This is a genomic window from Micromonospora sp. NPDC002717 (assembly GCF_040295705.1).
Classification (GTDB): domain Bacteria; phylum Actinomycetota; class Actinomycetes; order Mycobacteriales; family Micromonosporaceae; genus Micromonospora.
In genome coordinates this window covers 1-25,268 of record NZ_JBEOVW010000028.1, presented here as the reverse complement: position 1 = coordinate 25,268, position 25,268 = coordinate 1, and the positions used below count along the sequence as shown (strand labels likewise).

The window sequence follows — 25,268 nt, the reverse complement described above, 5'->3', positions numbered from 1 at the left end:
GTCCACACTGATTTGTCCGGGCGAATCGGCCCGGTCCGCGCGGCAACGCGGAGGCGCGGCCCTACGGCCTCCGGAAACACGAAAGACCTCCGGGTGGGGCGGAGCCTTGACAGGCCCCACCCCACCCGGAGGTCTCCCACCACCTCGCGGTCACCGCCGGATCATCGGCGGAGAAGGACAACTAGTCCATCGAGCGCTTCATGAAGCCGCGCATGCCGATGGCCGAGAACACCACGAAGACACCGGCGAGGACGGTCATGCACAGCCAGAGCGGCACGGACTCGACCCCCGGCGGGGCGACCAGCGACCGGGTCGCCTCGCTGATGTAGGTCAGCGGGTTGAGCGAGCAGATCACCTGGTACCAGCGCAGCCCGTCCAGGCCGAGCAGCGGGAACTGCGTCGCGCCGGTGAACATCAGCGGGGTCATCACCACGGTGAACATGATCTGGATGTGCTGCGTCGGGACCAGGGTGCCGAAGGTCAGGCCCACCGCAGCGCCGACCAGCGCGCCGACCGCCAGCACCCCGATCACCTTGAGTACCACCGCCCAGGGCCAGGTGACGTCGAGCATGAGCATGCCGACCGGGATCAGCACCACGCCCGCGATCAGCCCGCGGATGCCGCCGAAGACGATCTTCTCCAAGGCCACCAGCGGGATCGCCATGGGCGACAGGAGGCGGTCCTCGATCTCGCGGGTGAAGGAGAAGTCCATCACCATCGGCAGCGCGGTGTTCTCGAGCCCGATCAGGAAGGCGTTCAGCGCGATCACGCCGGGCAGCAGCACGTTGGTGAAGTCGTCGCTGGCGTACCCCAGGTCGCCGAGCACCTTGCCGAAGATCAGCAGCATGAACAGCGGCTGGATGAAGACCTGGAGCAGGAAGCCCACCAGTTCCCGGCCGGTGACGAACAGGTCCCGCGAGAGCACCGCGCGGAACGTGGCGAACTGGTCCATCGCGCGCACCGGCGGCGGCGCCGCGGCCGTCGACGGCGCGGACGGGGTGGCGGGGGCGGTGACGCTCACCGAAGTTCCCTTCCGGTCAGGTGGATGAAGACGTCTTCCAGGCTGGGCTGGCCGATGTTGAGGTCCCGGACCTCGCATCCCAGGTCGGCGAGGATCTTCATCGCCATTGGAATCGCGTTTGCCGGCTGGGTGCTGGTGTAGACCCGGAAGGAGAGCGGGGCGTCCGGATCAGCGGGCGCCTCCGCGGCCGGTGCCGGCAACGGCATCGCCGGCATGCCGGGGAATGTCGGCGCCGCGGCGGGGGCGGGGTTCTTCACCTGGAAGTGTTCCACCTGCTCCACGTCCGGGATGGCACCCAGTGCGACCCGCACCTCCTCGGCGGGGGCACCGGGGGTCACTACGAGGGTCAGCGTGCTGCTGCCGGGCAGGGTGCGGGTCAGCGCGGCGGGGGTGTCCAACGTGAGCAGCTTGCCGTGGTCGATGATGCCGACCCGGTCGCAGAGCTTCTCCGCCTCGTCCATGTCGTGGGTGGTGACCACCACGGTCACCCCGGCCTGCTTCAACTCGGCGACCCGGTCGTGCACGAAGAGCCGGGACTGCGGGTCGAGGCCGCCGGACGGCTCGTCGAGGAAAAGCACCCGGGGCGAGTGCATCAGCGCCCGCGCGATCATGGTGCGCTGGGCGAGGCCGCCGGAGAGGAAGTCGGTGCGGGAGTTGGCGAACTCCTTCAGCCCCATCTGCTCCAGCAGTTCGTCGGCGCGGCGGATGCGCTCCGCCCGGGGCACCCGGTGGTACGCCGCGTGGAACAGCAAATTCTGCCGGACGGTCAGCGCCCGGTCCAGGTTCACCCGCTGGGGTACCACCGCCAGCATCTGTCGGGCTACAGCCGGGGCGCCGATCACGTCCGCGCCGCACACGGTGGCCCGGCCGGAGGTGGCCCGCACCCGTGTGGTCAGCACCCCGATCGTCGTCGTCTTGCCCGCGCCGTTCGGCCCGAGCAGACCGAACACCTCACCCGCGGCGACGGAGAAACTCAGTCCGTCCACCGCCGGCGGCATGTTGGGCTGGTACTGCTTGACCAGCTCCGTGACCACCACTGCCTCGTCCACGTCGTCATGCTCCCGTCCTGTTCGTGGATCCGATAGATGTGCGTGCGCCGATAGGGGGCGCTAGGGGCACGCCAGGGGCGGGAACGTCAGAGGCGCTGCCCGGTCAGCCACCGCTGCACCGTGCCGGCGAGCTCCGGCCCCCGGTCGGCGACCATGCTGAAGTGGTCACCGGCCGCGTCCACCGCCTCGTGCGGGTACGGCCAGCGGGACCGCCAGCCGCCCTCCTCGCCGTCCCACTCCCCCAGCGGCTCGCTGGCCCGGACCAGCAGCGTCGACGCCGCCATCGGGGCGGGCTGCCAGTCCAGGAACAGCGGCAGGTATCCGGCCCAGGCCGTCGTCCGCCAGTCGTCCATCGGCGTGTACGCGCTGTCCCGGTCGATCATCCCGTCGAGCAGCTGCGGCACCCACCGGCCGAGCACCTCGCTGTTGGCCGGGTAGGTGTCCATCAGCACGACCGCGGCCGGCGATCGGCCCTGGCGTTCCAGCTCGCCGGCGAGCAGGTTTGCCACCATCGCACCGCCGGAGTGGCCGGCGAGCACGAACGGGCCGGCGCCGACCGTGCGCAGCACCGTGTCGGCGTGCACCCGCAGCAGGGCGTCGAGGTCGGCGGGCAGTTCCTCGCCCACCCCGAAGCCCGGGTTGGGCAGGGCCCAGACATCCCGCACTCCACGGAAACCGGAGGCGAGTCGGGCGTACTCGTGGGCCCCGGAGAGCAGGGACATGGTGCAGCAGCACACCAGCGGCGCCCCGGCGCCGCCCCCGGCCAGCCGGAGGATGCCGGCCGGGCGGGTGAGCTGCGCGGGTTCGCTGAAGCTGGGCCGGAACTGGGCGAGCTTGACCAGGAGTTCGGCGTACCCGGCCGGATCCTCGCGCGCCTTGGGCTGGTTGAACAGCCCACCGAGCAGTCCACCGCCGGCGCCTCCCGGGGCGGGCTCCCCGGCAGCGTCCGGGACGGCTTCGGCCTCGTCCGCGCCGACGAGCTGGCCGAGCAGGTGGTGGGCCAGCGCCGTCGGGGTGGGGTGGTCGAAGAGCAGGGTGGCGGACAGCTCCGCCCCGGTCTCCTGACGCAGCGCGTCCCGCAGTTCCAGCGCGGTCAACGAGTCGAAGCCGAGTTCCAGGAAGTCCCGGTCGGCCTCGACCGCCCCGGGCGAGGCGTGCCCGAGCACCGTGGCCACTCGCGCCCGGACCAGGTCCAGCAGGATGTGGTGCCGGTCGCCGGCCGAAGCGGCGGCCAACCGCTCGCGCAGCACCCGGGCCGGATCGCTCGCCTCGCCTGCGGGCCGGGCGTCCCGGTCCGCATCGACCGCTTCGGGCACGCCGCGCAGCAGCGGACTGGGCCGTACGGCGGTGAAGGCCGGCACGAACGCGGGCCAGTCGAGGTCGGCGAGCGCGACCTGGTCGTCGCCATGTCCCAGGGCCTGTTGCAGGGCGGACACGGCCACGTCGGTGGCGAGCGGGCGGACCCCACGGCGGCGCAGCTGCCCCGGCTCGGCGACCTCGTCCGCCCAGGGCACCCAGGCGACGACGGTGGCCGGCCGGCCGGCGGCGCGGCGGCGCGCGGCCAGCGCCGCCAGCCCCGCGCCGGCGGCCGCGGCGACCGCCGCGCCTCCGCCGCCCCAGACGGCGGCGGTCGAGGAGAAAACGACGAACTCGTCGATCGGCCGGTCGCCGCACGCCCGGTCGAGCAGTTCCACGGCGGCGGTGCGGGCGGCCACGGCGTCGGCCAGGTCGGACGGCTCCAGGGTCGAGACCGGGTCGCCGGCGCCGTCGGAGTCGGCGACGTGCAGGACGGTGCGGACTCCGGTGCCGTCGGCGGCCAGCCGGTCCAGCACCTCGGGCAGCCGGTCGAGGTCGTCGACGGCGGTGACGGCGACGTCCAGCCCGGTGGGCGCCGCGGGCCCGGCGAGGACGAGGTGGGTCGCGCCGCGGTCGACGAGCCAGCGCAGCAGGTGCGGGACGCGCACCGCAGCCGCGCCGTGCACGAGGACCGCGCCCCGGGGGCGCCAGTCCTCGGCGGCGGGGCCGGCCGGGGCGCGGGACAGCCGCCGCGCGTACACCCCGCCGGGACGGACCGCGAGCTGGTCCTCGTCGCCGTCGGCCGCGACGAGGCGGGCGAGCGCCGCAAGGGCGGCGTCGTCCGGCTCCGCCGGCAGGTCGACCAGCCCGCCCCACAGTCGCGGCTGTTCCAACGCCAGCACCCGGCCGAGACCCCAGAGGTACGCGCCGGCGACGCCGGGCGCGGGGTCGTCCGCGTCGACGGCGACGGCGCCCCGGGTCACCGTCCACACCGGCACGGTGCTCCCGGCGGCGCCCAGGGTCCGGACCAGCGCGGCGGTGCCGGCCAGCGGGGCCGTCCCGGTCGCCCCGGCCGGCTCCCCCGCCGCCAGCAGCGAGACCACGACCGACGGGGTACCCCCGGTGGGCAGGGCCCGGGTGACCTCACCCGGGTCGTCGCCCACGGTCACGAGCACCGGGTCCAGGCCCTCGGCCCGCAGTGCGGCCAGCACCGCCGCGGCGTCGGTCCCGGCCCCGGCGACCACCAGGCAGGGGCCGGCCGGCGCGGCGCCGACGGACGGCGGGTCGACCCGGACCCAGCCGGTGCGGTACCGCAGACCGCCCAGTTCGGAACCACGACGCCGACGCCCTCGGTAGGCCGCGAGGGCGGGCAGCAGCGCCGTCAGCGCGTCCTGCCGGTCGGTGTCGAGGCCGAGCACGGCGGCCAGCGCGGCGGGGCGCTCGGCCTCCACCGCGACCCAGAACTCCTCGTCCTCGCCCACCTGAGCCGGCTGACCGAGGTCGACCACGGGCGGGTCCGGCCAGTACCGCTCGTGGTGGAAGGCGTAGGTGGGCAGCTCGATCCGGGCGGCGTCGGTGCCGGCGAACAGGGCCGACCAGTCGATGCCGGCTCCCCGCAGGTCGACGGCGGCGATCGCGCCAAGCAGGCTGGCCGGCTCCGGCTGGTCCCGGCGGCCGACCGACGCGAAGGCCGCCGGGTCGGCGTCGGGCAGGCACTCCCGGGCCATCGCGGTCAGCGCCCCGTCGGGGCCGAGCTCCAGGAAGGTAGCCGTCCCGGCGGCGGCGAGGGTGGCGACCGCGTCGTGGAAGCGGACGGTGTCCCGGACGTGGTCGACCCAGTAGCCCGGGTCGGTGGCCTCGGCGGCGGTCAGCAGGGCGCCGGTGCGGTCGGAGACGACCGGCAGGGCCGGCGGGTGCCAGGTGACCTTCTCCGCGACCACGCGGAAGTCGGCCAGCATGGCGTCCATCCGCGGGGAGTGGAAGGCGTGGCTGACGCGCAGCCGGCGGGTCCGCCGGCCCTGGGCGGCCAGCCGCTCGCCGGCCGCGAGCACGGCGTCCTCGTCGCCGGAGAGCACCACCGACGCCGGGCCGTTCACGGCGGCCAGCGCCAGCCGGTCGCCGAGCAGCGGGGCCACCTCGGCCTCGGACGCTTGGACCGCCAGCATCGCCCCGCCGGCCGGCAGTGCCTGCATCAGCCGGCCCCGGGCAGCCACCAGGGCCGCCGCGTCGGCCAGCGACAGCACACCGGCGACGTGCGCGGCGGCCAACCCGCCGACCGAGTGGCCGAGCAGGTGCTGCGGGCGCAGGCCCCACGCGGTGACCAGCCGGTAGGCGGCCACCTCGTACGCGAAGAGCGCCGGCTGGGTGAACTCGGTGCGGTCCAGCAGCTCGGCCTCGGGCGAGCCGGGGCGGGCGAGGAGCACCTCCCGCAGCGGGCGGCTCAGGTGCTGGTCCAGTTCCCCGGCCACCTCGTCGAAGGCGGCCGCGAAGACGGGGAACCGGCGGTGCAGCTCGGCGCCCATGCCGGGGCGCTGCGCGCCCTGGCCGGTGAAGAGGAAGGCGACCTTGCCGGCCGGGCGGGCCACCCCGCGCACCACGCCGGGGGTGGGCCGGTCTTCGGCGACCGCGCGCAGGCCGGCCAGCAGGGCGTCCCGGTCGTCGCCGGTCACGACGGCCCGGTGCGGCAACGTCGCCCGGGTGGTGACCAGCGAGTACGCCACGTCGGCCGGGGCCAGGTCGGGGTGGGCGGTCAGGTGGCCCAGCAGTCGGCGGGCCTGCCCGGCCAGGGCCGGCGCGGAGCGGGCGGAGATGATCCACGGGGCCGGCGGGGCGGGCGGGCCGGCGGGCCGGCCGCTGTCGGCGTCCGCGTCGGCGGCCTGCTCGATGATGACGTGGGCGTTGGTGCCGCTGATGCCGAACGCGGACACCCCGGCCCGGCGCGGCTGCCCGGTGGCCGGCCAGGGCTCCGTCCCGGTCAGCAGGGACACGGCCCCGGCGGTCCAGTCGACGTGCGGGGTGGGCTCGTCGACGTGCAGGGTGGGTGGCAGCACCCCGTGCCGCATGGCGAGCACCATCTTCATCACCCCGGCCACCCCGGCGGCGGCCTGGGTGTGCCCGATGTTCGACTTGACCGACCCCAGCCACAACGGCCGGTCGGCGGGCCGGTCCTGCCCGTACGTGGCCAGCAACGCCTGCGCCTCGATCGGGTCGCCGAGGGTGGTGCCGGTGCCGTGTGCCTCCACCACGTCCACCTGGTCGGCGGTCAGCCCGGCGTTGGCCAGCGCCTGCCGGATCACCCGCCGCTGCGAGGGGCCGTTCGGGGCGGTCAGCCCGCTGCTCGCGCCGTCCTGGTTGACGGCGCTGCCCCGCACCACGGCGAGGATCGGGTGGCCGTTGCGGCGGGCGTCGGAGAGCCGCTCGACGAGCAGCATGCCGACCCCCTCCGACCAGCCGGTGCCGTCGGCGGCGGCGGCGAACGACTTGCACCGGCCGTCGGTGGACAGGCCGCGCTGTCGGGAGAACTCGACGAAGACGGTCGGGGTGGCCATCACCGACACCCCGCCGGCCAGCGCCAGGGTGCACTCCCCCAACCGCAGCGCCTGGCAGGCGAGGTGCAGCGCGACCAGGGACGACGAGCAGGCGGTGTCCACGGTGACCGCCGGCCCCTCCAGCCCGAGGGCGTACGAGATCCGGCCGCTCGCCACGGCGGCGGCGCTGCCGGTGCCGAGGTAGCCCTCGACGCCGCCGCTGACCCCGGAGAGCAGCGCCGCGTAGTCGCCCTGGCTGGTCGCTGCGTACACGCCGGTGGGCGCGCCACGCAGCGTGGTCGGGTCGATGCCGGCCCGTTCGAACGCCTCCCAGGCGGTCTCCAGCAGCAGCCGCTGCTGCGGGTCCATGGCGAGGGCCTCGCGGGGGCTGATGCCGAAGAAGGCGGGGTCGAAGTCCCCGGCGGAGTAGAGGAAACCGCCCTCCCGCACGTACGACGTGCCCCGGCTGTCGGGGTCGGTGTCGTAGAGCGCGCCCAGGTTCCAGCCTCGGTCGTCGGGGAACGCCGACATCGCGTCGGCCCCCGCGGCGACGAGGTCCCACAGCTGCTCGGGCGAGGCGACCCCACCGGGGAACCGGCAGCTCATCCCGATGATCGCCACCGGCTCGCTGAGCGAGGCGGTGAGCTGCTGGTTCTGCTGCTTGAGCTTCTGGTTGTCGAGCAGGGCCGCGCGCAGCGCGTTGACGACCTCGTCCAGTGACACACTCATCGAAGGCTCCTCAGGGCCGGCCGGGTCACGAGTCGGAGCCTTCCAGGGCCATCCTGACCAGGCCGGCGACGTCGAGTTCGCGGATCTGGGCCTCGGGCGCGGGCGGCGCGGCCGGGGCGGCGGGCGCGCTGGCCACCGGGCCGGCGCTCGTGCGGGCCAGTTGGAGCAACTGGTCGAGCAAACCCGCCTGCCGCAGCTGGTCCAGCGGGATCGCGGCGATGGCCCGACGGACCGACTCCTCGTCGCCGCCGCCGACGTCCCCGCCGTGATCGGGGAAGAGTTCCTCGTGCAGGTGGTCGGCGAGACCCTCGGGGGTCGGGTAGTCGAAGACGACCGTGGTGGGCAGGTCGTGCCCGGTGGCTGCGGAGAGCAGGTTGCGCAGCTCCACGGCGGTGAGCGAGTCGAAGCCGAGGTCCAGGAAGCCCCGGTCGGTGTCGATCACGTCGGCCGAGGAGTGGCCGAGCACCTTCGCCGCGTCCACCCGCACCATGTCCAGCAGCGCGGCCCGCCGCTCGTCGCCGGGCAGCGCCCGCAGACCGGCGAGCAGGTCCCGGGCGACGGGCGCGGGCACGTCCGGCCCGGCGGCGGGGGCGGCGGCCAGCGCGCGTACGGCCGGCAGGTCCGCCAGCAACGGGCTGGGCCGCAGCGAGGTGAACAGCGGCTGGAAGACGGCCCAGTCGACGTCCGCCACGGTGACGCAGGTGTCACCGACCGCCAGGGCGTGCCGCAGCCCGGCCATCGCCACGCCCGGCGGCATCACCCGCAGGCCGCGGCGGCGCAACTGCTCCGCCGCACCGTCGGTGTACATGCCCGACTCGGTCCACGGCCCCCAGGCGACGGACGTGGCCGCCAGGCCCCGGCCGCGCCGCCGCTCGGCGAGCGCGTCCAGGTAGGCGTTGCCGGCCGCGTACGCGCCCTGCCCGCCGCTGCCCCACACGGCCGAGATGGAGGAGAAGAGCACGAACGCGTCCAGCTCGACGCCGTCGAGCAGCTCGTCGAGGAGTTCGGCGCCGGACAGCTTCGGGGCGATGACGTACGCCAGGTCCTCCAGGGTGGTGTCGGCCAGCGGCACCACCTCGCTGACCCCGGCGGCGTGCACCACCGCGCGCAGCGGCGGCCCCTCCCGCCGCAGGTCGGCCAGGAGGTCGGCCATCGCGGTCCGGTCTGCGGCGTCGCACCGCGCGACCCTGCAGTCCACCCCGAGGCCGGTCAGCTCGGCGAGCAGGTCGGTCGCGCCCGGGGTGTCGGTGCCCCGTCGGCTGGTCAGCACCACCCGCTCCGCGCCGGCGCCGGCCACCCAGCGGGCCACGTGCCCGCCGAGTGCGCCGGTGCCGCCGGTGATCAGCACGGTGCCCCGAGGCTGCCACGGCTCGGGTTCCCCGGCGGTGACGGCGGGGGCGAGCCGCCGGACCAGCACGCCGGAGTCGCGGACGGCCACCTGGTCCTCGACGCCACCGCCGGTGAGGATGCCGCCGAGCCGCATCGCCGTCCACGCCTCGAGGGTGGTGGGCAGGTCCACCAGCCCGGCCCAACGGGCGGGCTGCTCGAGCGCCGCCACCCGGCCCAGGCCCCACAGCATCGCCTGTCGGGGGTTGAGCGGGACGTCGTCGTCGCCGACCCCGACGGCCCCCTGCGTGACGCACCAGAGGCGGGCCGGGGCGTCCAGGTCGGTCAGTTGCTGGAGCAGGTGCACGGTCGCGGCGAGACCGCGGGGCAGCGCCGGGTGCTCGGCGTGCGGGGCGTCGTCGAGGCCGAGGAAGGAGAGGATCGACAGCGGCTCGTCGGCCGCGCCGAGCGCCTCGGTGAGGACGGCCGCGAATCCCCCGGTCAGCTCGTCCGACTCGGCGGCGGTGTCGACGGGCACGGTGGTGACGTCCCCGCCGAGGGCCCAGGTGCAGGAGTTCAGGTCCGGGTCGTCCGCCCGGTCTGCGGGCAGCAGGACGAGCCAGCGGCCGGACTCCTCCGCCGCGGGCGGCTCGGCGAGCGGCTCCCAGACCGCCCGGTACCGGGTGCCGTCCACGAGGGCGCGTTCCCGCCCGCGCCGCCGCCACGCCGACAGGGCGGGCAGCACCGCCCCGAACGGCTGGTCGCGGTCCACCTCGAGATCGCGGACCAGCGAGTCGAAGTCCTCGGCCTCGACGGCCGCCCAGAAGCGGCGCTCGACCTCGGTGCCGTCGTCCTCGGCCGCCAGCGCGGCCCAGGGCGGCGGCTCCGGCCAGTAGCGCTGCCGGTCGAAGGCGTACGTGGGCAGGTCGACCCGCTGGGCGCCGGCGCCCTCGTAGAGGGCGGACCAGTCCGGGGAGACGCCGTGGGCGTGCAGGGCGGCGACCGCCCGCAGCAGGGTGGCCGGCTCGGGACGCTCCCGGCGCAGCGCGGGTACGACCAGCGGGGCCCGGCCGCCGGCTGGGGCGCCCTCGGCGAGGACGGCCTGGGCGAGGGCGGTGAGCACCCCGTCCGGGCCGACCTCGATGTAGCCGGTGACGTTGCGGTCCCGCAGCGTGGCGACGGCGTCGGCGAAGCGCACGGCGTCGCGGGCGTGCCGCACCCAGTACTCCGGCGTACCGATCTCGGTCACGTCGACCGGCGCGCCGGTGACGGTGGAGACCATCGGGATGGTCGGGGCCTGGTACCGCAGCCGGCCGGCGACGGCGGCGAGGTCGTCGAGCACCGGGTCCATCAGCGGACTGTGGAACGCGTGGCTGACCGTCAGCCGCCGGATCCGGACGCCCCGGGCGGTCCACTCGGCGGCCAACTCCTCGACGGCGTCGCCGGCCCCGGACACCACCACGGCGGCGGGGCCGTTCACGGCGGCGACCGAGACCCGGTCGGCGCGGTCGCCGAGCGCGGCGGTCACCTCGGCCTCGCCGGCGGCGATGGCGAGCATCGCCCCGCCGGCCGGCAGCGCCTGCATCAGCCGGCCCCGGGCGGCGACCAGCTCGGCGGCGTCGGCCAGGGAGAGCACCCCGGCGGCGTGAGCGGCGGCGAACTCGCCGATGGAGTGCCCGGCGACCGCGTCGGGGCGGACGCCCCACGCCTCCAGCAGCCGGAACAGCGCCACCTCGACGGCGAAGAGCGCCGGCTGGGTGAACTCGGTCCGGTCCAGCAGCTCCGCGTCGGGGGCGCCGGCCTCGGCGAACAGCACCGGCTTGAGCGGTCGAGGCAGGTGCGGGTCGAGGGCGGCGCAGACCTCGTCGAGGGCGGCGGCGAAGACCGGGAACGCCTCGGCCAGCTCGCGACCCATGCCGGCCCGCTGCGCTCCCTGCCCGGAGAACAGGTACGCCACCTTCGGCCGGGACGCGGCCGCCCCGGTGACCAGCAGCGGCGAGTCCTCGCCGGCGGCGAGGGCGCGCAGCCCGGCGTCCAGGGCGGTCCGGTCGGCGGCGAGGACGACGGCCCGGTGGTCCAGGGTGGCCCGGGAGGCCACCGACGACCAGCCGACGTCGACCAGCCGCGGGGCCGCCGGCCCGGTCAGCTGGTCGGCCCAGCGGCCGGCCTGGGCGGCCAACGCGGCCGCGGTACGCGCCGACAGCAGCACCGGCACCACCGGTAGCCGGGCCGGGTCCCCCGCCGGCTCGACCGGCGCGACCGGCGCGGTCGGCTCGGGCGCCTGCTCGAGGATGGTGTGCGCGTTGGTGCCGCTGATCCCGAACGAGGAGACGGCGGCCCGGCGCGGGTGGCCGGTGACGGGCCACGGGCGGCCCTCGTCGAGCAGCTCGACCGCGCCGACGGTCCAGTCCACCTGGTCGGTCGGCTCGTCGACGTGCAGGGTCTGCGGCAGGTAGCCGTGCTGGAGGGCCAGCACCATCTTGATGATCCCGGCGACGCCGGCGGCGGCCTGGGTGTGGCCGATGTTGGACTTGATCGAGCCCAGCCAGAGGGGCTGGTCGTCGGGGCGCTCCCGGCCGTACGTGGCGAGCAGGGCCTGCGCCTCGATCGGGTCGCCGAGCCTGGTGCCGGTGCCGTGCGCCTCGACGGCGTCCACGTCCGCCGGGGTGAGGCCGGCGTTGGCGAGGGCCTGCCGGATCACCCGCTGCTGCGACGGCCCGTTGGGCGCGGTGAGGCCGTTGGACGCGCCGTCCTGGTTGACGGCGCTGCCCCGGATCACCGCGAGCACCGGGTGACCGTTGCGGCGGGCGTCGGACAGCCGCTCGACCAGCAGCAGGCCGAGGCCCTCGCCCCAGCTGGTGCCGTCGGCGGCGGAGGCGAACGCCTTGACCCGGCTGTCCGGGGCCAGCCCCCGCTGCCGGCTGAAGCCGACGAACACGCCGGGGGTGGACATCACGGTGACGCCGCCGACGAGGGCGAGGGAGCACTCCGACTGGCGGAGCGCCTGGCAGGCCCAGTGGAGCGCCACCAGCGACGAGGAGCAGGCGGTGTCCACCGAGACGGCCGGGCCCTCCAGCCCGAGGGTGTACGACACCCGGCCGGAGAGGACGCTGCCGGCGTTGCCGGTCATCAGGTGACCCTCGGCGCCCTCGGCGCTGTACATCAGGTTGCGGTAGTCCTGGTAGTTGGTGCCGACGAAGACACCGGTGGGGCTGCCCCGCAGCGCCTGGGGGTCGATCCCGGCCCGCTCGATGGCCTCCCAGGCCGCCTCCAGCAGGAGCCGCTGCTGCGGGTCCATGGCGAGGGCCTCACGGGGGCTGATGCCGAAGAAGCCGGCGTCGAAGTCGGCGACCCCGGCGACGAAGCCGCCCTCGCGGGCGTAGCTGGTGCCCTCGTTCTCGGGGTCGGAGTCGAAGAGCCGGTCGAGGTCCCAGCCCCGGTCGGTCGGGAACTCGCCGATCGCGTCGCCGCCGGCGGCGAGGAGCTGCCACAGCTGCTCCGGGGTGTCCGCCCCGCCGGGGAGGCGGCAGCTCATCGCCACGATGGCGATCGGCTCGTCGTCCACGACCGCGGTGGCTGGGGCGGGGGCGGCCGCGTCCGGCGCGACCCCGGTGAGCAGTTCGTCGAGGTGCGCGGCGAGCACCGTCGGGTTGGGGTAGTCGAAGGCGAGCGTCGCGGGCAGCCGCAGGTCGGTGGCGGTGGCCAGGAAGTTGCGCATGTCCACCGCGGTCAGCGAGTCCAGGCCCAGGTCGCGGAAGGGGCGGGTGGCCGGGATGTCGTCGGCCGCGCCGTACCCGAGCGCGGTCGCCGCGCACTGGCGGACCAGCTCCAGCAGCGCCGCGGCACGCTCCGCCGGGGCGAGCCCGGCGAACCGTCGGGCCGCTGGGTTCGACGGCGCGTCCGGCTCCTCCTCGACGGTCTCCTGCGCGACCTGCCGGGCCGCCTCGCGCACCTCGGCGAGGTCGCCGATCAGCGGGCTGGGCCGGACCAGCGTGAACGCGGGGGCGAACCGGGCCCAGTCGATGTCGGCGATGACGGTGGTCGCGTCGTCGCGCCGCAGCGCCCGCGCGAGGGCCTCGACGGCCAGGTCGGGGTCCATGCCGACCATGCCGCCCCGGCGCAGCCGCTGCTGGGCGCGCTCGTTGTCGGCGGGCAGGCCCGCCCCGCGCCACGCGCCCCAGGCCACGGAGAGGGCGGGGCGGCCCTCGGCCCGGCGCCGCTCGGCGAGGGCGTCGAGGAAGGCGTTCGCCGCCCCGTACGCGCCCTGCCCGGCGTTGCCGGTGGTGCCGGCGACCGAGGAGAAGAGCACGAAGGCGTCCAGGTCCAGGTCCCGGGTCAGCTCGTCCAGGTGGACGGCGGCGGCGCACTTGGGCGCGGCGACGGTGTGCAGGCGCTGCGGGGTGGCGGTGTCGACGATGCCATCGTCGAGGACGGCGGCCGTGTGCAGCACGGCGGTCACCGGGGCGTCGGCGGGTACGGCGGCCAGCAGGTCGGCCAGCTGCGCCCGGTCGGTGACGTCGCAGCGGGCCACGGTGACCCGTACGCCGAGGTCGGTCAGCTCCTCCTCCAGCTCGGCGGCGCCCGGGGCGTCCGGGCCGCGCCGGCTGGCCAGCAGGACGTGCGCGGCGCCGGAACGGGCGGCCCAGCGGGCCATGTGCCCGCCCAGCCCCCCGGTGCCGCCGGTGATCAGGACGGTGCCGCGCATCCGCCAGCCGTCGTCCGCCGGGTCGCCGGTCGGCTCGGGCTCGGCGATCCGGGCGAGCCGGCGGACGAAGACCCCGGAGTCGCGGACGGCGAGCTGGTCCTCGCCGCCGTTGTCGCCGAGCGCCGCGCAGAGCAGGGCGCCGGTCTGCGCGTCGAGGGTGCCCGGCAGGTCGAGCAGGCCGCCCCAGCGGCCGGGGTGTTCGAGGGCGACGGCGCGGCCGAGCCCCCAGACGGAGGCGGCCACCGGGTGCGGCGGCAGGTCGTCGGCGGAGACCGCGACGGCCCCCCGGGTCGCGCACCACAGCGGCGCCTCGACGTAGAGCGTGCCGAGCGCCTGCACCAGCAGGGCGGTGCCCGAGGCGGCCAGCGAGGTCGCCGGGTGCTCCGGGTGCGCCCGCTCGTCCAGGCCGAGCAGCGAGAGCACGGCGGCGGGCCGGTCCGGGCCGGGGAGCGCGGCGCGCAGCCGGTCGACCAGCGCCGCCGGTTCGTCGGTGGCGTCCAGCTCCACGGGTACGACGTCCGCGCCGAAGTTGCCGAGCGCCCCCAGCACCCCGGTGACCAGCGGGTCGTCGCCCAGCCCCGCGGGCAGCGGGACGAGCCAGGTGCCGGCGAGCCAGGTCAGCGGCAGGTCGGGCACGGCCTGCCAGGTGACCCGGTAGCGCCACCGGTCGATGTCCGGCGCGCTGTCGGGGGCGGCGAGGAAGACCGGCGGCGCGGGCCAGTACCGGTGGTGGTCGAAGGCGTACGTGGGCAGTGCGACGGTGTCGGTCCCGGCGAGGACGGTCGTGAGGTCGACGGGCAGGCCGATGGCGTGCGCGGTGGCCAGGTTGGTCAGCAGCCGCGTCGCGTCGTCGTCGCCACGGCGCAGGCTGCCCAACGTGTGGCCGGTGACGCCGGCGTCGTCCAGGATCGCCGTGACCGGCATGGCCAGCACCGGATGCGGGGAAATCTCCACGAACGTCGTGTGACCCGCCTCGACCGCAACCCGCACGGCCGAATCGAACCGCACGGTCTGGCGCAGGTTGTCGTACCAGTAGTCCGCCGTCATCGACACCGGATCCACCCAGTCACCGGTCAACGTCGACACGAGACGGGTGTGGCCCTGCTGCGGGGCGATGTCGGCCAGGTCGGCGCGGAGTTGTTCCGCGACGTCCTGCACCGCCGCCGAGTGGGAGGCATAGTCCACGGGAATCAGCCGCGCCCGGACACCGTCGGCCTGGCAGGCCTCGACGAGGTCCGCGACGGGCTGCGGCGGACCGGACACCACCACGGTGGAGGGGCCGTTGACAGCGGCCACGCCCACGCCGGGGAAGCCCACCAGGCGGGCGGTGATCGCGTCGGCGGACAGGTCCACCGACGCCATCGTCCCCGTGCCCCGCAGCACCGTCAGCGCCCGCGACCGCAGCGCGACCGCCTTCGCGGCGTCCTCAAGGGACAGGATCCCCGCGACACAGGCGGCGCCGATCTCACCCTGCGAGTGACCGATCACCACCGCCGGGGTCACCCCGACGTGCCGCCAGACGGCGGCCAGGGCGATGCCGACGGCCCACAGGACCGGCTGCACCACCTCCACCCGCTCCAGCCACGACTCGTCCTCGCCCGTGAGCACCGACACCAGATCGACGTCGAGGTACGGGGCGAGAGCCCGCTGGCACTCCGCCAGCCTCGCGTCGAACACCGGACTCCGGCCCACCAGACCGGCCGCCATCCGCGCCGACTGCGCCCCCTGACCCGGGAACACGAACACCGGACCCGCGCCCGCGCCCGACGCCACACCGGTGGTCACGTTCGCGGCCGGCCGACCCGCCGCGACGGCGTCCAGTCCGGTCAGCAGTTCGTCGACGGTCGACCCGACGACGGCGGCCCGGTGGTCGAACGCCGACCGGGTGGCCGCCAGGGACCAGCCGACCGCCGCCGGGTCGAGGCCCTCCCGCTCCCGCACGTACGACGCCAACCGGGCGGCCTGGCCGGCCAGGGCGGCCGTAGACCGGGCCGACACCGGCCAGAGGAACGCGTCGGCGGCGACCAGCCCGGGGGTGGAGTCGGACGGGCGGCCCTCGGCCGGCTCGGCCGGCTGCTCGATGATGACGTGCGCGTTGGTGCCGGAGATGCCGAACGAGGAGACGGCTGCCCGGCGCGCCCGGCCCGTCTCGGGCCACGGTCGCGCCTCGGTCGCCAGCTCGATGGCGCCGGCCGTCCAGTCGATGTGCGGGGACGGCTCGTCCACGTGCAGCGTCGCCGGCACGACCCCGTGCCGCATCGCCAGCACCATCTTGATCACACTGGCCACGCCCGCGGCGGCCTGGGCGTGCCCGATGTTGGACTTCAACGAGCCGAGCAGCAGCGGCTCGGCGCCCTCCCGGTCCTGCCCGTACGTGGCCAGCAGCGCCTGTGCCTCGATCGGGTCACCGAGCTTCGTGCCGGTGCCGTGCGCCTCCACGACGTCGACGTCGGCCGTGGACAGCCGGGCGCTCGTGAGGGCCTGGCTGATCACCCGCTGCTGGGCGGGTCCGTTCGGGGCGCTCAGGCCGTTGGAGGCGCCGTCCTGGTTGACGGCGGAGCCGCGTACGACCGCGAGGATCCGGCGGCCGTTGCGGCGGGCGTCGGACAGCCGCTCGACCAGCAGCCAGCCGACGCCCTCGGAGAACCCGGCGCCGTCGGCGGCGGCGGCGAAGGACTTGCACCGGCCGTCCGGGGAGAGGGCCCGCTGCCGGCTCGACCCGATGTACAGGCCGGGAGTGGCCATCACGGTCACGCCGCCGGCCAGGGCCAGGTCGCACTCCCCCGCCCGCAGCGCCTGCACGGCGAGGTGCAGCGCCACGAGGGACGACGAGCAGGCCGTGTCGATGGACACGGCGGGTCCCTCCAGCCCGAGGGTGTACGACACCCGGCCGGACGCGACGGCCGCCGCGCCGCCGGTCATCGAGTGCCCCTCGTCGCCGTCCGGCGACATCATCAGCAGGGTGCCGTAGTCCTGCCCGTTGGTGCCGACGAACACCCCGGTCCGGCTGCCGCGCAGCGAGGCAGGGTCGATGCCGGCGGCCTCGACCGCCTCCCAGGAGGTCTCCAGCAGCAGCCGCTGCTGGGGGTCCATGGCCAGCGCCTCGCGGGGCGAGATGCCGAAGAAGGCGGAGTCGAAGTCGCCGGCGCCGTCGACGAACCCGCCCTCCCGGGCGTACGAGGTGCCCGGGTGGTCGGGGTCGGGGTGGTAGAGGCGCTCCAGGTCCCAGCCCCGGTCGTCGGGGAAGGGCGCCACGGCGTCCCGGCCGTCCCGCAGCAGTTCCCACAGGTCGTCAGGGTTGCGCACCCCGCCGGGCAGGCGGCAGCTCATCGCCACGATTGCCACCGGCTCCAGTTCCTGGGACTGTGCCTCACTGAGCCGGCGGCGGGTGTCGTGGAGATCAGCCATGACCCGCTTGAGGTAGTCGCGGAGCTTGTCTTCATTGGCCATCGGAGTGCCGCTTCCTGAGCAGGGACGAAGGGGAGCCGGAGCTGGGGTCAGGAGATGCCGAGGTCCTTGTCCACCATGGCGAACAGTTCGTCGTCGGTGGCGTCGTCGAGGTGCCGGCCGATGTCGCTGCCACCGCTGTCCTGGCCGAGCCGGGAGAGCATCGCCTGGAGGCGTACGGTGGCCCGCACCCGCGCCGCCTCGTCCCGTGCCACCACGTCGAGGCTGTCGGCGATCCGGTCGAGATCGTCGAGGAGCGCGGTCGGGGTGACCACGTCGTCGTGGGCGACCTCGGCGAAGAGGTACTCCGCCAGGGTCGTCGGGGTCGGGTAGTCGAAGACCAGGGTGACCGGCAGGGCCACGCCGGTGGCCGAGCCGAGCCGGTTGCGCAGCTCGACGGCGGTGACGGAGTCGAAGCCCAGCTCCCGGAACGCCCGGTGCTCGTCCACCGACTCGGCGGACGGGTAGTTGAGCACGGCGGCGACCTGGCTGCGGACCAGGCCAAGCAGGACGGCGAGCCGCTCGGCGGCGGGCAGCCCGGCGAACTGCTCCCGCAACGAGTCCGGGCCGTCGCCGGCCTCCACGCCGGCCACCTTCTCGGCCGCCTGGAGCCGGCGGACGTCCGGCAGGTCGCTGATCAGCGGGCCGGGCCGGGTGGCGGTGAAGGCGACGGCGAAGCGTTCCCAGGCGATGTCGGCGATGGTGAGGAACGCCTCGCCGTGGTCCACGGCCTGGTGCAGCGCGGCGATGGCCGCGTCAGGGGTCATCTCGGGTACGCCGTGCCGGTGCAGCAGCTCGCCGAGCGGCCCGTCGGCCATGCCGCCGCCGGCCCAGGCGCCCCAGGCGACGGAGGTGGCGGGCAGGCCGAGACCGCGCCGGTGCTGGGCCAGCGCGTCGAGGAACGCGTTGCTCGGGGCGTAGTTGCCGACGCCGGAGCTGGCGACGCTGCCGGCGAAGGACGAGAACATGACGAAGGCGGACAGGTCCAGGTCGAGGGTCAGCTCGTGCAGGTTGTACGCGACGTCGACCTTGGCCTGGAGCACCCGCTCGATCTGTTCCGGCCGGATGTCGTTGATCATGGCGTCGTCCAGCACGGCGGTGGCGTGCACGACCGTGGTGAGCGGGTACTCGGCGGGGATCGCGGCGATCAGGTCGGCCAGCGCGTCGCGGTCGGAGGCGTCGCAGGCCACCACGGTGGCTTGGGCGCCCAACGCGGTGAGGTCGTCGACGAGCTGCTGCGCGCCCGGCGCGGTCATGCCCCGCCGGCTGACCACGACGATGTTCTCCACCCCGCTGCGGGCCAGCCAGCGGGCGGCGTGCCCACCGAGCGCGCCGGTGCCGCCGGTGACCAGTGCCGTGCCGAACGGCTGCCAGGGGTTAGCGGGCTGACTGTCGCCGAGCGGGACGCGGGTGAGCCGGCGGGCGAGCAGGCCGCCGGGGCGTACCGCGATCTGGTCCTCCTCCCCGGCGGCGGTGAGGGCCGCGACCAGCAGGGCGGCGGAGCGCTCCTCGACGGCCTCGGGCAGGTCCACGAGACCGCCCCAGCGCTGCGGGTGCTCGAGCGCGGCGACCCGGCCGAAGCCCCACACCAGCGACTGCACCGGGGAGCGCAGCAGGTCGGTGCGGCCGACGGACACGGCGCCGGAGGTGACGCTCCACATGGGGGCGCGCAGGCCGATGTCGCCGAGGGCCTGGAAGAGCGCGACGGTGGCGGCGAAGCCGCCGGGCACGGACGGGTGCAGCGGGTGGGCCAGTTCGTCGAAGGCGAGCAGCGAGACGACGCCGGTCACCTCGGCGGCCCCCTGGTCCCCGCCCGGCGCCGCGGCGAGCGCCTCCTGCAGCAGCTTGCCAAGCAGGTCGCGGTCGACGTCGCTGCTGGAGACGGCCACCGGGACGAGGGTCGCGCCGGCCGCCGTGAACGCCTCGACGCAGGCGTCCTGCCAGGGCTCGACGATGTCGCCGGTAGGCATGACGACGACCCAGGTGCCGCTCATGCCCCGGTTGGTGACACCGGGCAGGGGCTTCCAGGTGTCCTGGTAGCGCCAGCTGTCGATGTCGGACTGCCGGCGGCGCTGCCTGCGCCACGAGGTGAGCAGCGGCAGGGCCGGGAGCAGCGCGTCGAGGGCCTCGTGCGCCGGGGTGTCCTCGGTGGCGACGGTCTCGGCGAGGGCGGTGAGGTCGCCGCGTTCCACGGCGGCCCAGAAGCTCGCGTCGCTCGGGTCGGCCGCGCCCTGGAGCAGGCTCTCCAGGTCGACGCCGCCGCTGCCGTCCAGCCAGAACCGCTGGTGGTCGAAGGCGTACGTGGGCAGCGCCACGACGTCCGTCTCGGCGAGGACCGTCGTGAGGTCGACCGGCAGGCCGATGGCGTGCGCGGTGGCCAGGTTGGTCAGCAGGCGCGTGGGGTCGTCGTCGCCGCGCCGGAGGCTGCCGAGGGTGTGCCCGGTGACGCCCGTGTCGTCGAGGATCGCGGTGACGGGCATGGTGAGTACCGGGTGCGGGCTGATCTCCACGAACGTGGTGTGACCCGCCTCGATCGCGACGCGTACGGCCGGGTCGAACTGGACCGTCTGCCGCAGGTTGTCGTACCAGTAGTCCGCCGTCATCGACACCGGGTCGACCCAGTCGCCGGTCAGCGTCGAGACGAGGCGGGTGTGGCCCTCCTGCGGGGTCACGTCGGCCAGGTCGGCGCGCAACTGCTCCGCGACGTCCTGCACCGCCGCCGAGTGCGACGCGTAGTCCACCGGAATCAGCCGCGCCCGCACGCCGTCGGCCTGGCACGCCTCCACCAGGTCCTCGACCGGCTGCGGCGGACCCGACACCACCACGGTGGAGGGGCCGTTCACCGCCGCCACCCCGACACCCGGGAACGCGGCCAGCCTCTCCGCCACCGCGTCGGCGGACAGGTCCACCGACGCCATCGTGCCGGTACCCCGCAGCACCGTCAGCGCCCGCGACCGCAACGCGACCGCCTTCGCCGCGTCCTCCAGCGACAGGATCCCCGCGACACAGGCGGCACCGATCTCACCCTGCGAGTGGCCGATCACCGCAGCCGGAGAAACCCCCGCATGCCGCCAGACAGCGGCGAGGGCGATGCCGACGGCCCACAGGACCGGCTGCACGACCTCGACCCGCTCCAGCCACGACTCGTCCTCGCCGGTCAACACCGACACGAGGTCGACGTCGAGGTAGGGGGCGAGGGCCTGCTGGCACTCGGCGAGCTTCTCGTCGAACACGGGGCTGTGACCGACCAGACCGGCGGCCATCCGCGCCGACTGCGCGCCCTGACCCGGGAACACGAAGACGGGGCCGGCGCCGGAGCCGGTGACCGTGCCGGTGAGGAGGTTGCCGGCCGGGTGGCCGGCGGCCAGGGCGTCCAGCCCGGCCAGCAGTTCCTGTGCGCTCGCGCCGACGACGGCGGCCCGCTGGTCGAACGTCGAGCGCGTGGTGGCCAGGGACCAGCCGATCGCCGCCGGAGCGAGGTCGTCGTGCTCGCGCACGTGCCGCGCGAGCCGGGCGGCCTGGCCGGCGAGGGCGTCCTTCGACCGGGCCGAGACCGGCCAGACCGTCACGTCCGAGGCGACCATGCCGGTTCGGCGCGCGGGCTCGACGGCGGCGGCCTCGGTAACCTCCTCGCCGTCGGCGGCCTCCGGCGCGGTGGTACGCGGCCGGTACTCCTCCACGATGATGTGGGCGTTGGTGCCGCTGACGCCGAACGAGGAGACGCCGCCCCGGCGGGGGCGACCCAGCTCCGGCCACGGCTTGGCCTCGGTGAGCAGCGACACCGCCCCGGCGCTCCAGTCGACGTGCGGGGACGGCTCGTCGACGTGCAGGGTCTCCGGCATGAGGCCGCTGCGCAGCGCCATCACCATCTTGACCATGCCGGCGACACCGGCGGCGCTCTGGGTGTGACCGATGTTCGACTTCACCGAGCCGAGCCAGAGCGGCCGGTCGGCGGGGCGGTCCTGCCCGTACGTGGCGATCAGGGCCTGCGCCTCGATCGGGTCGCCGAGCGTGGTGCCCGTGCCGTGCGCCTCCACCATGTCGACGTCGGCGGTGCCGAGCCGGGCGTTGGCGAGGGCCTGCCGGATGACCCGCTGCTGGGACGGGCCGTTCGGGGCGGTGAGGCCGTTCGACGCGCCATCCTGGTTGAGGGCGCTGCCCCGGATGACGGCGAGGATCGGGTGGCCGTTGCGCTCGGCGTCGGAGAGCCGTTCCACGACCAGCACGCCGCCGCCCTCGCCCCAGCCGGTGCCGTCCGCCCCGGCCGCGAACGCCTTGCACCGGCCGTCGACGGACATGCCGCGCTGCCGGGAGAAGACGACGAACACGCCGGGGGTGACCATCACGGTGACGCCACCGGCGATGGCCAGGTCGCACTCGCGGCGGCGCAGGGCGGTCGCCGCGAGGTGCAGGGCCACCAGCGAGGACGAGCAGGCGGTGTCCACGGTGACGGCCGGGCCGTTGAGGCCGAGGGTGAACGAGATCCGGCCGGACGCCACGCTGGTGGTGTTGCCGGTACCGATGTACATGTCGACGCCCTCGGGCACGTTCGGCAGACCCATGCCGTAGTTGGAGGTGCTCAGCCCCACGAAGACGCCGGTCTGGCTGCCACGCAGCGACAGCGGGTCGATGCCGGCCCGCTCGATGGCCTCCCACGACGTCTCCATCAGCAGCCGCTGCTGCGGGTCCATGGCGAGGGCCTCACGCGGGGAGATCCCGAACAGGGACGGGTCGAACGCGCCGGCCTGGTCGAGGAAGCCGCCGATCCGGGTGTAGCTCTTGCCCGGCTTGTTCGGGTCGGGGTCGTAGAGCGACGCCAGGTCCCAGCCCCGGTCGTCCGGGAACTCGGTGAGCGCGTCCCGGCCGTCGGCGACGAGTTCCCACAGGTCCTCCGGGGACTGGACGCCACCCGGGAAGCGGCAGCTCATCGAGACGATGGCCAGCGGCTCCTGGTCGCGTGCCTCGACGGTCTGCAGCTTGCGCTTGGTCTCGTGCAGGTCGGCGGTCACCCGCTTGAGGAAGTACCGCAGCTTGTCGTCGCTCATCGGGTGGCGCCTTCCTCGATGAAGAATCTGGTCATCTCAGGAGATTCCAAACTCTTTGCTGATGAAGTCGAAGATCTCGTCGTCGCTGGCCGATTCGAGATCGGGCTTGTCCTGCTCGGTGGCCGGTCCGGCGCCCAGGTCGGACGCCTTGGCCAGCAGGTCCTGCATCCGGGCGGTGAACCGGGCCCGGGCCGCCGCGTCCAGTGGGATGGCCGTGAGCAGGCTCTCCACGGTGTCGATACCCTGGAAGATGGGCTGCGTGGACGGCGCCGCGTCGGCGGCGATCTCGCTCGTCAACTTCTCGGCGAGCGCGGTCGGCGTCGGGTAGTCGAACACCAGCGTCGCCGGCAGCCGCAGCCCGGACAGGCTGTTGAGCCGGTTACGCAGGTCCACCGCGGTGAGCGAGTCGAAGCCGAGTTCGGTGAAGAGCCGGCCGGGGTCGACCGCGTCGGCGCTGGCGTGGCCGAGGACGGCGGCGATGTTCGCCCGGACCACGTCCAGCACCACCTTCAGTCGCTCCGGGCCGGCCAGCCCGGCCAGCCGCTGGCTCAGCTGCATCCCGCCGGCGCGGGCGCCGGCGGCGTCGACCGAGCGCCGCAGCGGCACCCGCACCAGGGCCCGGAGCATCGGCGCGAGGGTGCCGGCCTCCGCCTGCGTCCGCAGCGTCCCGACGTCCAGCCGCATCGGTACGACCGCCGCCGCGTCGAGCCGCCAGGCCGCGTCGAAGAGGTCCAGCGCCTGCTCGGTGGACAGCCCCGCCGCGCCCTGCTCGGCCATTCGCCGCACGTCCGCGTCGTCGAGGTGGCCGGTCATGCCGCTGGCCTGCTCCCACAGGCCCCAGGCGAGGGAGATGCCGGCGAGTCCGCGGGCCCGCCGGTGCGCAGCGAGGGCGTCCAGGAAGGCGTTCGCCGCCGAGTAGTTGGACTGGCCGGCGCTGCCCAGCGTGGCCGCCGCCGAGGAGAAGAGCACGAAGGCCGCGAGGTCGAGGTCGGCGGTGAGGCGGTGCAGGTGCCACGCCGCGTCGACCTTGGGCACGGCGACCGCGTCCACCCGGTCGGGGGTCATGGACTCCAGCACGCCGTCGTCGAGGACGCCGGCGGCGTGCACCACGGCGGTGAGCGGGTGGTCGGCGGGCACCCCGGCCAGCAGCGCCGACAGGGCGTCCGGGTCGGCGGCGTCGCAGGCCGCGACGGTCACCTCCGTACCGGCGCCGGCGAGTTCGGTGACCAGGTCGCCGATCCCTTCGGCCGCCGCGCCGCGCCGCCCGGCCAGCAGCAGGTGCCGCACGCCGTGGGTGGTGGCGAGGTGGCGGGCCACGATGCGGCCCAGCACGCCGGTCCCGCCGGTGATCAGCACGGTGCCGTCCGGGTCGATGCCGCCGGGCAGCAGCTCCACCCCGGCCGGGACCCGCCCGAGCCGTGGCGTACGGACCTGCCCGGCCCGCACGGCGAGTTGCGGCTCGCCGGAGGCGATGGCGGCGGCCAGCACGGTGGCGCTGTCCGGGGTGTCGTCGAGGTCGACCAGCTGGCACCGGCCCGGGTGCTCGAGCTGCGCGGTGCGCAGCAGGCCCCAGACCGGGGCCTGGCGCAGGTTGACCACCGGCTGCTCCCCCGCCGCGACCGCGTCGCGGGTGACCAGCACCAGCCGGGAGTCGGCGAACCGGTCGTCGGCGAGCCAGGTCCGCACCGCGGCGAGGGTACGGTGCGTCGTGGCCCGCGCCTGTACGGCCAGCGCCGGGTCCGTCGGGTCACCGATGCCGCCGACCGGGACGATCACCGCCTCGGGCGCCGGCTCGCCCCCGGCGAGCAGGTCGCCCAGCGAGTCGAGGTCCACGTCGGTACGCACCCGTGCGCCGGCCGCCTCGCAGGCGGCGCTGAGGGCCAGGTCGTCGCCGCCGAGCACCGCCCAGCGGGTGGCTGCCGGCACCGGTCCGGTGGCTACCGGCAGCGCCGCCCAGTCCACCTGGAACAGGGACTCGTGCCGGCCGGAGCGGGCCGCGCCGAGCGAGTCGCCGGTGACCCGGCGCATGATCAGCGAGTCGACGTGCAGCACCGGGGCGCCGGTGGCGTCGGCCACCTGGAAGGAGACCCCGACCTCGCCGGCCGCCGCGACGCGCACGCGCAGGGCGGTGGCGCCGGCGGCGAGGAGGGAGACACCGGTCCAGGCGAACGGGAGTCGGGGCACGGTGGCGTCGGCCCCGTCGCCCATCCGGCCGAGGAAGCCGCCGATCGACATGGCCTGCAGCGCGCCGTCGAGCAGCGCCGGGTGCACGCCGAACCGGCCGGCGTCGGCGTGGTGGTCGGCGGGCAGCTCGACCTCGGCGAAGACCTCGTCGTCGCGGGTCCACGCGGCGCGCAGGCCGCGGAACGCCGGGCCGTACCCGAAGACGGTCGCCTCGATGCCGGAGTAGAAGTCGTCGGACTCGACGCGGGTCGCGCCGGGCGGCGGCCACACCCCCAGGTCGAAGGCGGGCGCGGTGCCCTCGGCCGGCTGCGGGGCGAGCAGGCCGGTGGCGTGGCAGGTCCAGGCCACGTCGGCCAGGATCTCGTCCGAGCCGTCGCGGTAGGGCCGGGAGTAGAGCTGGACGGTCCGCCGCCCGTCGTCGTCCCGGTCGCCGACCATCAGCTGCACCTGCAGCGCGCCGAGTTCGGGCAGGACGAGCGGGGCGAGCAGCGTCAGCTCCTCCACCTTCGGGCAGCCCGCCTGCTCACCGGCGTACGTCGCCAGTTCCACGAAGGCGGTGCCGGGCAGCAGGATGTTGTCCATCACCCGGTGCTCGCCGAGCCACGGGTGGGTACGCACCGACAGCCGCCCGGTGAAGACCATCCGCTCGCTGTCCGGGAAGGTCAGCGTGGCGCTGAGCAGCGGGTGTCCGGCGTCCTGGAGGCCGGCGGAGCTGACGTCCTGCGCCCGGTGGACCGGGGGTTCGACCCAGTACCGGTGGTGGTCGAAGGCGTACGTGGGTAGCGCCACGACGTCCGTTTCGGCGAGGACGGTCGTGAGGTCGACGGGCAGGCCGATGGCGTGGGCGGTGGCGAGGTTGGTCAGCAGCCGCGTCGCGTCATCGTCGCCCCGGCGCAGGCTGCCCAACGTGTGGCCGGTAACGCCGGCGTCGTCGAGGAT

General features: G+C 75.3%; 6 protein-coding genes. All 6 read right to left on the bottom strand.

Features of this window, described 5'->3' with window-relative positions; genetic code table 11:
* Window positions 1-181 precede the first annotated feature (181 nt).
* Window positions 182-1,021: an ABC transporter permease gene (locus ABT006_RS28745; protein ID WP_350711463.1), complete on the bottom strand. Its 840-nt coding sequence runs from the start codon at window positions 1,019-1,021 to the stop codon at window positions 182-184.
* Window positions 1,018-2,070: an ABC transporter ATP-binding protein gene (locus tag ABT006_RS28740; protein WP_350711461.1), complete on the bottom strand. Its 1,053-nt coding sequence runs from the start codon at window positions 2,068-2,070 to the stop codon at window positions 1,018-1,020. The genes ABT006_RS28745 and ABT006_RS28740 overlap by 4 nt, the downstream gene beginning before the upstream one ends.
* 86 nt (window positions 2,071-2,156) lie before the next feature.
* A complete protein-coding gene (locus ABT006_RS28735; RefSeq protein WP_350711459.1) occupies window positions 2,157-7,622 on the bottom strand; it encodes a type I polyketide synthase in 5,466 nt (1,821 codons plus the stop codon).
* Between the two features lie 25 nt (window positions 7,623-7,647).
* The gene (locus ABT006_RS28730) at window positions 7,648-17,103 is read right to left on the bottom strand and encodes a type I polyketide synthase (RefSeq protein ID WP_350711458.1); all 9,456 of its coding nucleotides are present in this window, start codon (window positions 17,101-17,103) and stop codon (window positions 7,648-7,650) included.
* A 47-nt stretch (window positions 17,104-17,150) separates the two neighbouring features.
* A complete protein-coding gene (locus ABT006_RS28725; protein WP_350711456.1) occupies window positions 17,151-22,145 on the bottom strand; it encodes a type I polyketide synthase in 4,995 nt (1,664 codons plus the stop codon).
* A gap of 36 nt (window positions 22,146-22,181) precedes the next feature.
* The coding region (locus ABT006_RS28720) for a type I polyketide synthase (protein ID WP_350711454.1) at window positions 22,182-25,268 on the bottom strand (3,087 nt) is incomplete at its 5' end.